Raw genomic sequence first — 8672 nt, 5'->3', positions numbered from 1 at the left:
CGCCGATCATGCCCTCGATGGTGCCGGTGCCGCGGGCCACTTCCTCGATGATGCGCACGCGGCGCTCGGCGGGGCAGCGCAGCCGGGAGAGCACCTGGTAGGCGTAGGTCTGCAGGGCGTCGCCGGCCAGGATGGCAGTGGCCTCGCCGAAGGCCTTGTGGCAGGTGGGTTGGCCTCGGCGCAGGTCGTCGTTGTCGAGCGCGGGCAGGTCGTCGTGGATGAGCGAGTAGGTGTGCAGCATCTCCAGAGCGCAGCCCACTTCCTCGATGCCCGCGGGGAGCGAGCCCGCGACCATGCGCGCCGCCTCCAGGCAGAGGATGGGACGCAGCCGCTTGCCGCCGGCGAAGACGCTGTGGCGCATGGCCCGGTGGATGGACTCCGGGTACTGCGTCGCCGGGGGCAGCAACCTCTCCAGGGCGGCATCGATCGCGGCGCGGCCCTGCTCCAGGGTGTCGGTGAGCATGTCGGTGAGCATGAAGGAGACAGTATAAGAGTGCAGAGTGAGTGGTGGATAGGGGATAGAAAAAGCGGCCCAGTCAGGGCCGCGGCTCCATCCCAGGATGTGCTGCTAGGCGGCGACCTGAGTGCGGACGACGCCGGGCACCCGCATCATGGCGCCCAGAATGCCGCGCACGTCGTCGTTCATGCAGCAGTCGTGCGCTCCCGCCGCCAGCGAGGCCGTCCACAGCTCCTCGTTGGCCAGGCGATGGGTGCAGATGATGCAGGTGGGCGGGAACTCGTGGTGAATCTCTTCCACGTCGTTCACATCCACCAGCTCCAGGTCGATGATGGCGATATTCGCGCGGTGGCGAGGGATCTCGCGGCGCAGCTCCTCCAGGGAACTTGCGACCAGGACCGAATCAAAATGGCCATGGAGGAATGCAGCCATCTTCTCCGCGCAGCGGGCGTTGCTCTGGGCGACGATCACGGTCATGGGCAGCATGGGGAATCCTCCCTTCTCTCCGGCGAGGCCGGAAAGAGCTGCGGCGGGGACCTGGACCGGGTTCCGAACCGCCAGCGCGTTGCGCCAAAAATGCGGCGAAGTTACTTGCGAGACGGGGCGGCAGTCTTTTCAGGCGGGGCCTCGAACGGCCCCGGCTGCAGCTTCCCGTTCTGCTTGAGCAGGACCTCTACTTTGCCCTCGGCCTCCTCCAGCTCTTTGCGGCAGGAGTGCGAGAGCTTGATGCCCTCCTCGAAGAGCGCCAGCGCCTTCTCCAGGGGGATGTCCCCCTTCTCGAGTTCGTCCACGATCTTTTCCAGGCGCTGGAGGCAATCCTCGAACTTGGGCAAAGAATCCGCTCCTGCGGACATTGTACTGCGGTTTGAAGAAGGGGGATGCCGGGAATTTTTCAAGAGCAGCCCCTTGTCGGGGATATCAGGCGGAGGTGCGGGCGGAGCCCAGGGCCTCGAGCACGTCCACGGCGGAGGGGTAGCGGCCCAGGGGAGCGCTGACCTGCACCCCCTGCACCAGGTCACGCACGGCAAGCAGCATCTCACGGGCGATGGCCACGCCCTCGGCGCGGGCGGCCTCGGAGTTGGGAGCGGCGCTCATGCGCGCCAGGATGCCGTCGGGGATGGAGACGCGCAGCTCGTTCTTCATGAACTCGGCGTTGCGCAGGCTGACCAGCGGCCAGATTCCCGCCAGGATCGGGATGCGATGGTGGCTGACCCGGCGCTCGAAGTTCTCCAGCAGGGTGAGGTCGAAGACCGGCTGGGTGATGGCGAACTCCGCCCCCGCTTCCACCTTGTATTCGAAGCGGCGGACCTCTTCGTCGAGGTTGGGAGCGCCGGGATTGGCGCCCACGCCGATGGCGAAACCGGTGCCTGTGCCCACCGCGTTGCCCCCGATGTCCAAGCCGCGGTTCAGGTTGTGGGCCACGTTGACCAGGCCGATGGAATCGATGTCGAACACGGCGGTGGCGTCGGGATAGTTGCCCAGCTTGGGCGGGTCGCCGGTGACGCACAGGATGTTGCGCACGCCGATGGCGGCGGCGCCCAGCAGGTCGCTCTGCAGGCTGAGCACGTTGCGGTCGCGGCAAACGTAGTGCAGCAGCGCCTCCACTCCCACCTGCTGCTGGATGAGGATGGCCAGAGCCTGGGCGCTCATGCGGGCGGCGGCCCGCGGGCTCTCGGGGATGTTGATGAAGTCGATGCCCACGGACTTCAAGAAGCGCGCTCCCTCGATCTCCCGGGTCGCGCTGGTGCCCTTGGGGGGGACGATCTCGACCATGGTGACGAACTCGCCCTTGGCCAGGCGGGCGCCCAGGCGGGAGCGCTGGGCCAGCGCCGGCACCTCCACCGCCGACTCCTGCTTGGGCTTGGTGACCACCTGGAAGGAGCCGGCACGGGCGTCGCCGGCGCGCAGCGCCGCCTTCATGGCGCGGATGTGCTCCGGCGTGGTGCCACAACAGCCGCCGATCAGTTGCACTCCCGCGGCCACGAACTTCCGCGTGTAGCTGGCCATGTATTCCGGCGAGCAGAGATAGATGTTGCGGCCTTCGACGCTGCGGGGAATACCGGCGTTGGGCTGGGCGGAGAGCGGGCGCGTGCTCACGCGGCGCACCCGCTCCAGGGCGTCGAGCATGGGGGCGGGACCCACCGAGCAGTTACAGCCGATCACTTCGGGGGCCCACTCCTCGATGTGCGCGCCGAAGGTCTCGGGGCTGGCGCCGTCGAGGCAGTTGCCCTCCTCGTCGATGGTGACCTGCGCGATGACGGGGAGCTTGGGCGCGATTTCGCGGGCGGCCAGGAAGGCCTGGTGCAGCTCTTCCAGGTAGCCGAAGGTCTCCAGGATGAGCAGGTCCACGCCGCCCTCGGCCAGGGCGGCGATCTGCGCGGCGAAGGCCTCGCGGGCCTCCTCCAGCGAGGTCTTGCCCAGCGGCTCGATGCGGACCCCGAGCGGCCCTACCGAACCGGCCACCCAAGCCTGAGTGGCCTTCTTGGCGGTCTCGCTTTCCACCGCCTCGCGGGCCAGACGGGCGCCGGCCAGGTTGAGGTCGCGGACGCGGTCGGTCAGACCATGCCGCGCCAGGCGGAAGCTGTTGGCGCCGAAGGTGTTGCTCTCAACCACCTCGGCGCCGGCCTGCAGGTAGTCACGGTGGATGCCGCGGATCAGGTCGGGCTGCGAGAGGTTGAGTTCGTCGTAGCAGCGGTTGATGAAGATGCCGCGAGCGTAGAGCAGGGTGCCCATGGCGCCGTCGCACAGCACCGGGCCCTGCTGCAGGCGGGAGAGGAAATCCAGCGGCATCGCAGAAGGATACAGGAATGGCGGGCCGGCAGCTACTTCCGGGGAGGAGCGCAGGAAGACGCGGACCAAGCAACCTCAGCGAGCTGCGAGTGCATCCTTACCCCGAGCGAGGAAAGGGAGCGCGCGCCTCTGCTATAATCTGCGATTCACTGGAAACGATTCCTACAATCCCCCGGGGGGCGGGAGCGTTGAAGCGAGCGGCCAGCGCACTACTCAGTCTCTTGGTCCTGATGCTGTTGGCGGGGTGTGGGAGCACGCCGGCAGCCAACCCTGGACCGGTCACCAGCGGGGTCACGACCCGCGCCTTCGTCTCCAACGCCGGCTTCAGCAGCGGGAACCTGCCCGCGTCGGCGCTGCAGATCGTCAACTTCCACAACGACACCCTGCTGACCAATCAGGTCACGCTGGTGGGCAATCCCCAGTTGATGGCGCTGTCGCCGAACCGGGCCACCTCGCTGGTGTTCGACGCCAGCGTCAACGAGCTCAGTATCGTCGACAACAACGGCGAGACCCAGGGCGGGACGGTGAACCTGCCCGATGCCACCGAGAGCATGGTCATCCTGCCCGACAGCGTCACCGCCTACGTGGCCGTGCCCAATGCGCCGGCGAGCGGCCAGCCCGCCGGGGTGGTGGAGATCGTGAATTTCACCAGCCTGGCCATCTCCGGCCACGTCAACGTGCCCAAGGCGCGGCGCCTCGCGCTCAGCCACGATGGAAAGAAGCTGCTGGTCTTCAGCGACGGCTCCAACGACATCACCGTCATCAACACCGCCGATAACACCACCACCACGGTGACCGGAGGCGGAGTGCTGGACCAACCGGTGGGGGCGGTCTTCACCAGCGACGACAGCATCGCCTATGTCCTGAGCTGCGGTCCGGAGTGCGGCGGGGCCGCCGCCAGCGTCACGCCCCTGACCATGTCGGGCCAGACCCTGGGCGTGCCCCTGCTGCTTCCTGGGGGCGCCACCGTGGGCTTCCTGAACGGCTCCACGCTGTACGTGGCGGGAAGCTGCGGCGCCGCCTGTCCGGGTACCACCCCGCCTTTCGGCCGCCTGACCGTGGTCAACACCTCGGGCATGAGCATCAGCGCGACCGTGCCCATCAGCGACGGCTACCACGACCGCATCGAGATGACGGGCAACAACAAGCTCTACGTCGGGGCGCGCAACGCCGCCTTCTCCAACGGCTCCACCTCGACCTGCAGCAATGCGACCCAGGGATGCCTGTCCATGTTCAACATCTCGGGGAACACCGCGGGCATCAGCGCTCCGCAAGGAGTGGTCACCGGCATGGCGGCCATCACCGGCCGCAATGTGGTGTACGTGTGCGTGGGCGGGGAGTTGGTCATCTACGACACCACCACCGACGCGCCCCAGGCCACCCAGATCGATATCGTGGGCCAGGCCTACGACGTCAAGCAGATCGACCAGTAAGAGCAGCCGACAGCCTTCCGCCGTCCCCGTCCAGCTTGTTCCCGCCAGACTGCGGCAGCGGCGTCTGCACGCACGCGCGGTTCCTGCCTTTCGGCGACTGGCCGAAGGGTGGTCGCCGACTGCTGACGGCTACTTTGCCGGCAGCAGCGTCAGCGTATGCGCCGCGGACCGCCTCACGGCCTGGTCTGAGAAGGGAAGGGTGAAAGTCGTGCCCTCGTACCAGGCCTTCCACTGGTCCATGTAGTGGGGGCTGAAGAGCTGGCCCGACTGCCCCGTCACGATGTTGAGCGTGGAGCGATCGAGGTCGGAGAAGTCCACGGTCATGCGCTCGGAGGGCCCGAAGGCGCGCCCCACCTGCTTGACGGTGTAGCTGCCTCCGGATTGGGGCCGCTCTCCCGGCCCCGCCCAGTGGGCCAGTCCCGGGATGCGCCCGAAGAGGGGATGCTGCAGGACGATGGGCGAAGCGGCGCCCCAGCGCCAGGAAGCCAGGTCGCCGGGGGCTTCCTTCTCGCTGACCGCGGCCTCCACCGCCGCCGCCAGCACGTCGCTGTAGCTCTTATAGCCGGAGGGCAGCCAGCGCGGCGGTTCGTGGATGAGGATCTCCTCCAGCCCGGCGCCGCTCATCAGGGCGGGGCGCTCGGGGCCGGTGAACTCGTCCCACAGCGGGCCCAGGCGGCTCCGCAGCAGCAGGCGCACCAACTCCACGCGGGAGCGCGTCTCCAGGGTGGCGCCGACAGAATCGACGGTCAGGCGGCCATCCCAGCCGCGCATCAGCTCGGCGGCGCGGCGGGCGCGAGGCGAGACCTTGGTGGCGCGGTCCACAGCGGATACAAAGCGCTCGGCGCAATAGCGGTCGAAGTCGGAGTGGATATCGATCTGGAGCTGCAGCATGTCGGCAGGGGAGAACCTGCGCCCTGACTCCAGCACCTGGTAGATGCGCTCGGCGCGGTCGGGCGGGAACCACTGCGAGGTGACGAAGTAGGGGTAGCCGTCGGGTGTGATGCGATTGTTGGCGGTGGCCAGTACTCCCGAAGGCGGGTCGAAGACGCGCGGCAGGGCGTCGAAGGGGATGACGCCGCTCCAGTCGTGGGCGCCGTCACCGCCGGGCACGGGCAGGCTGCCGTCGCCGGTCTTGCGGATGGGGATGCGGCCTGCCGCCTGGTAGCCGATGTGCCCCGCGTCGTCGGCATAGACGACGTTGAGGGTGGGGGAGACCAGCCGCGCCAGCGCCCGCCCGAACTCTTCCCAGTCGCGGGCGCGGTCGAGTTCGAAGAAGGGATAGCGGAAGCCGGCGGTGTCGTAGGCCGTCCACTGCAGGGCCAGCTGGCGGCGCTCGCCGGGGACCAAAGAAGTGACGATGGGCCCGTGGCGCGTGACCACCACGTCCAGCACCACATCGGGCTCGCCCTTGACGTGGATGACCTCGCGGCGGTGCTCGGGCATCTGCCAGCCCTGCGGGGTCTGGTACTGGCCGGCGGGGTTGAGGTTCTCGACGAACAGGTCGTGCACGTCGGCCACCAGCGCGGTGAAGCCCCAGGCGATGTGCCGGTTGTGGCCGACCACGACGTAGGGGCTTCCCGGGAGCGTGACCCCGGCGACGTCGAGGTCACCCGCCTGCAGATGGGCCTCGTACCAGACGTTGGGGATGGAGTGCGGCAGGTGCATGTCGTTGGAGAGCAGCGGCTTGCCGGAAACGGTGTGTTCGCCGCTGACGACCCAGTCGTTGGAGCCGGGCAGCAGCGGTCCCGCCAGCAAAGCGCGCAGGTACTCTTCGGAGGCCGGTGGCAAAACGCGGGAGACGGAAGAGGCCCGCGCGGGGTCCTCGTCCTCATCCTCGTCTTCGTCGTTGCGCCGGGCGGGCTGAGGCGGTTCCTTGAGATCGACACCCGGAGGATGGTCGCGCCAGGAGCGCGCAGGATAGAGGTCGGCAGTGCGCTCCGCTCCCAGCCGCGCCAGCAGCTTCTCGTGTACGACCTGGCTGTCGATGGGATGAGAAAGCAGCTCGCTCATGTTGAGGCCGATGACGTAGCAATCGGCCAGGGTCCAGGGGCGAGGGCGGTAGCGGAGCACGCGGAACTCGAGGGGCAGGCGATCGCCATGCGATTCGAGGAAAGCGTTGACGCCGTCGACGTAGGCCTGCACCTGGGCGCGATCTTCCGGCGGCGTGGCGGCCACCATCTTCTCGGCGGTGGCGCGCAGGCCCAGCACCCGCTGCCGCCGGTCGAGCCGGAGAAACGGCGCTCCCAGGACCTCGGCCAGCTCCCCGCTGGCATACCGCCGGCTCATGTCCATCTGCCACAGCCGGTCCTGCGCGGTGACGTAGCCTTGGGCGAAGAAGAGATCGCCGAAGTTCTCGGCGGAGATGTGGGGCACGCCTTGGGCGTCGCGGACGACGGTGACCGGGGCGGTGAGGCCGGGCACACGCAGAGTGCCGTCCACCTGGGGCAGCGAAGCGCGCCCGGCAAGGTACAGCCACAGCGCCGCACCCGCCAGCGCCGCCAGCAACAGCACCCCCAGCAGCAGCAGCAGGCGCAGAAAGAAGCGGGCACGCGAGCGGCGAGGCGTGGCTACGGCGGCGGGAAGGGTTGTGGCGGCCATCCGACTCCCCCAGATTCTACACAGGAAGGGCGGGCGAGGCGGAGCCGTGCAGGGGCGAGCCCCCGATGGTATGCTGAGGGCGGCCGTGGGGCCGCCCGCGCGCCTTGTATGCTGCAGCGACGCATCGACGACCACGCCGTCATCTCGCGCGAGGCGGTGCGCGAGGCGGAAGAGATCTTCCATCGCCACCTGAAGAAGGTCGGGCTGAAGCACACCGGGCAGCGCGACACCATCCTGCGCAGCTTCCTGGAGACCCGCGAGCACCTCTCCACCGACGAACTCCACCGCCTGGTGAAGAAGAAGGACCCGGGCATCGGCTTCACCACCGTCTACCGCACCCTGAAGCTGCTGGCGGAGTGCGGGCTGGCCAGCGAGGTCGCCTTTCACGACGGCATCGCCCGCTTCGAGCACCAGTACAACCGCCGCAGCCATCATCACATGGTGTGCACCGAGTGCGGGGGTTCGGTCGAGTTCTTCTCCCCCGAGGTGGAGAAGCTGGAACAGGAGATCGGGCGCAAGTACCGCTACTCCACCACCCGCCACACCTTCCAGATCTACGGGCGCTGCGAGGAGTGCCGCAAGAAGAGCGGCTCGTAGCGGTAGGCTCGCGCGCCTTGGGGGCATCGCGAAAGGGAGTGAGTTTTTGCTTTGCTTTTGTACGGGATTTTGCTATTGTCCGCGCGATTGAAGAAGTGCGGCGGACTAGCACCGCCGGGCGCAAGCCGAGCTACGCATTCCCTGGAGGAGATCTATGACGGATAACGCCGCCACACCTGGAGCGGGCGGTTCCACCGGAGCGGGCGGTTCCACCGGAGGCGGGGGAGCGGCCCCAGCCCCTGCCGGCGCGGGCATGCCCGACAACACCGCGGGGATGGTCGCCTACATCACCATCATTCCGGCCATCATCTTCCTGGTGATGGAGCCGTACAACAAGCGGCCGTTCGTGCGCTTCCACTGCTTCCAGAACATCTTCTTCTGCTGCGCTTGGATCGCGCTTTCGATCATCCTCAGCATCATCGCGGCCATCCCGGTCATCGGCTGGTTGACTCTGATCCTGTGGCCGATCATCGGTCTGGGCGGCCTGGTGCTGTGGGTGATGTTGCTGCTCAAGGCCAACCAGGGGCAGATGTGGAAGCTGCCCTTCATCGGCGACTTGGCCGCCAAGCAGGCCGGCGTTTAACCGAGGAAAGACCTCCAGCGGGCGGGGACGTCGCTCCCCGCCCGTTTCCTTTTTGTACCGCCTTCCCGCGCGACCGGCTCACTTGACAGAAGCGCGGGGGGATGTCATTTGTATCTACTTTTGTTTGGCGTTGCCGCGGGAAGGGGAAGAGGTGAGAGTCCGCGTCTTCTATCACGACAAGTGCTTCGACGGGGCGGCCTCGGCGGGGCTGTTC

The 8672-nt window shown here is 67.8% G+C and carries 8 protein-coding genes; 3 read left to right on the top strand and 5 right to left on the bottom strand.

Going from position 1 to position 8672, the window contains the following annotated elements; translation table 11 throughout:
• The 4 genes from VEG08_09905 to VEG08_09890 all read right to left on the bottom strand — a co-directional run.
• Window positions 1–475 (bottom strand): polyprenyl synthetase family protein (locus VEG08_09905; protein ID HXZ28296.1); only part of this gene is annotated, 475 nt, incomplete at its 3' end.
• A gap of 93 nt (window positions 476–568) precedes the next feature.
• A complete protein-coding gene (locus VEG08_09900; protein HXZ28295.1) occupies window positions 569–943 on the bottom strand; it encodes a hypothetical protein in 375 nt (124 codons plus the stop codon).
• Between the two features lie 101 nt (window positions 944–1044).
• Window positions 1045–1290 carry an exodeoxyribonuclease VII small subunit gene (locus VEG08_09895; protein HXZ28294.1) on the bottom strand — a complete coding sequence of 82 codons (246 nt, stop codon included), beginning with the start codon at window positions 1288–1290 and terminating at the stop codon, window positions 1045–1047.
• 85 nt (window positions 1291–1375) lie between these two features.
• A complete protein-coding gene (locus tag VEG08_09890; GenBank protein ID HXZ28293.1) occupies window positions 1376–3247 on the bottom strand; it encodes a bifunctional homocysteine S-methyltransferase/methylenetetrahydrofolate reductase in 1872 nt (623 codons plus the stop codon).
• 221 nt (window positions 3248–3468) lie between these two features.
• On the opposite strand from VEG08_09890, the gene VEG08_09885 reads away from it, so the two are divergent.
• Window positions 3469–4680 carry a hypothetical protein gene (locus VEG08_09885; GenBank protein ID HXZ28292.1) on the top strand — a complete coding sequence of 404 codons (1212 nt, stop codon included), beginning with the start codon at window positions 3469–3471 and terminating at the stop codon, window positions 4678–4680.
• Window positions 4681–4809: 129 nt separating this feature from the next.
• Here VEG08_09885 and VEG08_09880 read toward each other — a convergent pair whose 3' ends face one another.
• Window positions 4810–7278, bottom strand: coding sequence for a penicillin acylase family protein (locus VEG08_09880; GenBank protein ID HXZ28291.1), 2469 nt, complete (start codon window positions 7276–7278; stop codon window positions 4810–4812).
• A 108-nt stretch (window positions 7279–7386) separates the two neighbouring features.
• On the opposite strand from VEG08_09880, the gene VEG08_09875 reads away from it, so the two are divergent.
• Both VEG08_09875 and VEG08_09870 read left to right on the top strand, forming a co-directional pair.
• On the top strand, window positions 7387–7875 hold the full coding sequence (locus VEG08_09875; GenBank protein HXZ28290.1) for a Fur family transcriptional regulator: 489 nt from the start codon (window positions 7387–7389) through the stop codon (window positions 7873–7875).
• 154 nt (window positions 7876–8029) lie between these two features.
• The gene (locus tag VEG08_09870) at window positions 8030–8458 is read left to right on the top strand and encodes a DUF4870 domain-containing protein (protein HXZ28289.1); all 429 of its coding nucleotides are present in this window, start codon (window positions 8030–8032) and stop codon (window positions 8456–8458) included.
• The last annotated feature ends 214 nt before the right edge of the window (window positions 8459–8672 follow it).

The sequence above is a fragment of the Terriglobales bacterium genome, assembly GCA_035624475.1.
Lineage (GTDB): Bacteria > Acidobacteriota > Terriglobia > Terriglobales > Acidobacteriaceae > DASPRL01.
This window is presented reverse-complemented; position numbering and strand designations above follow the sequence as displayed.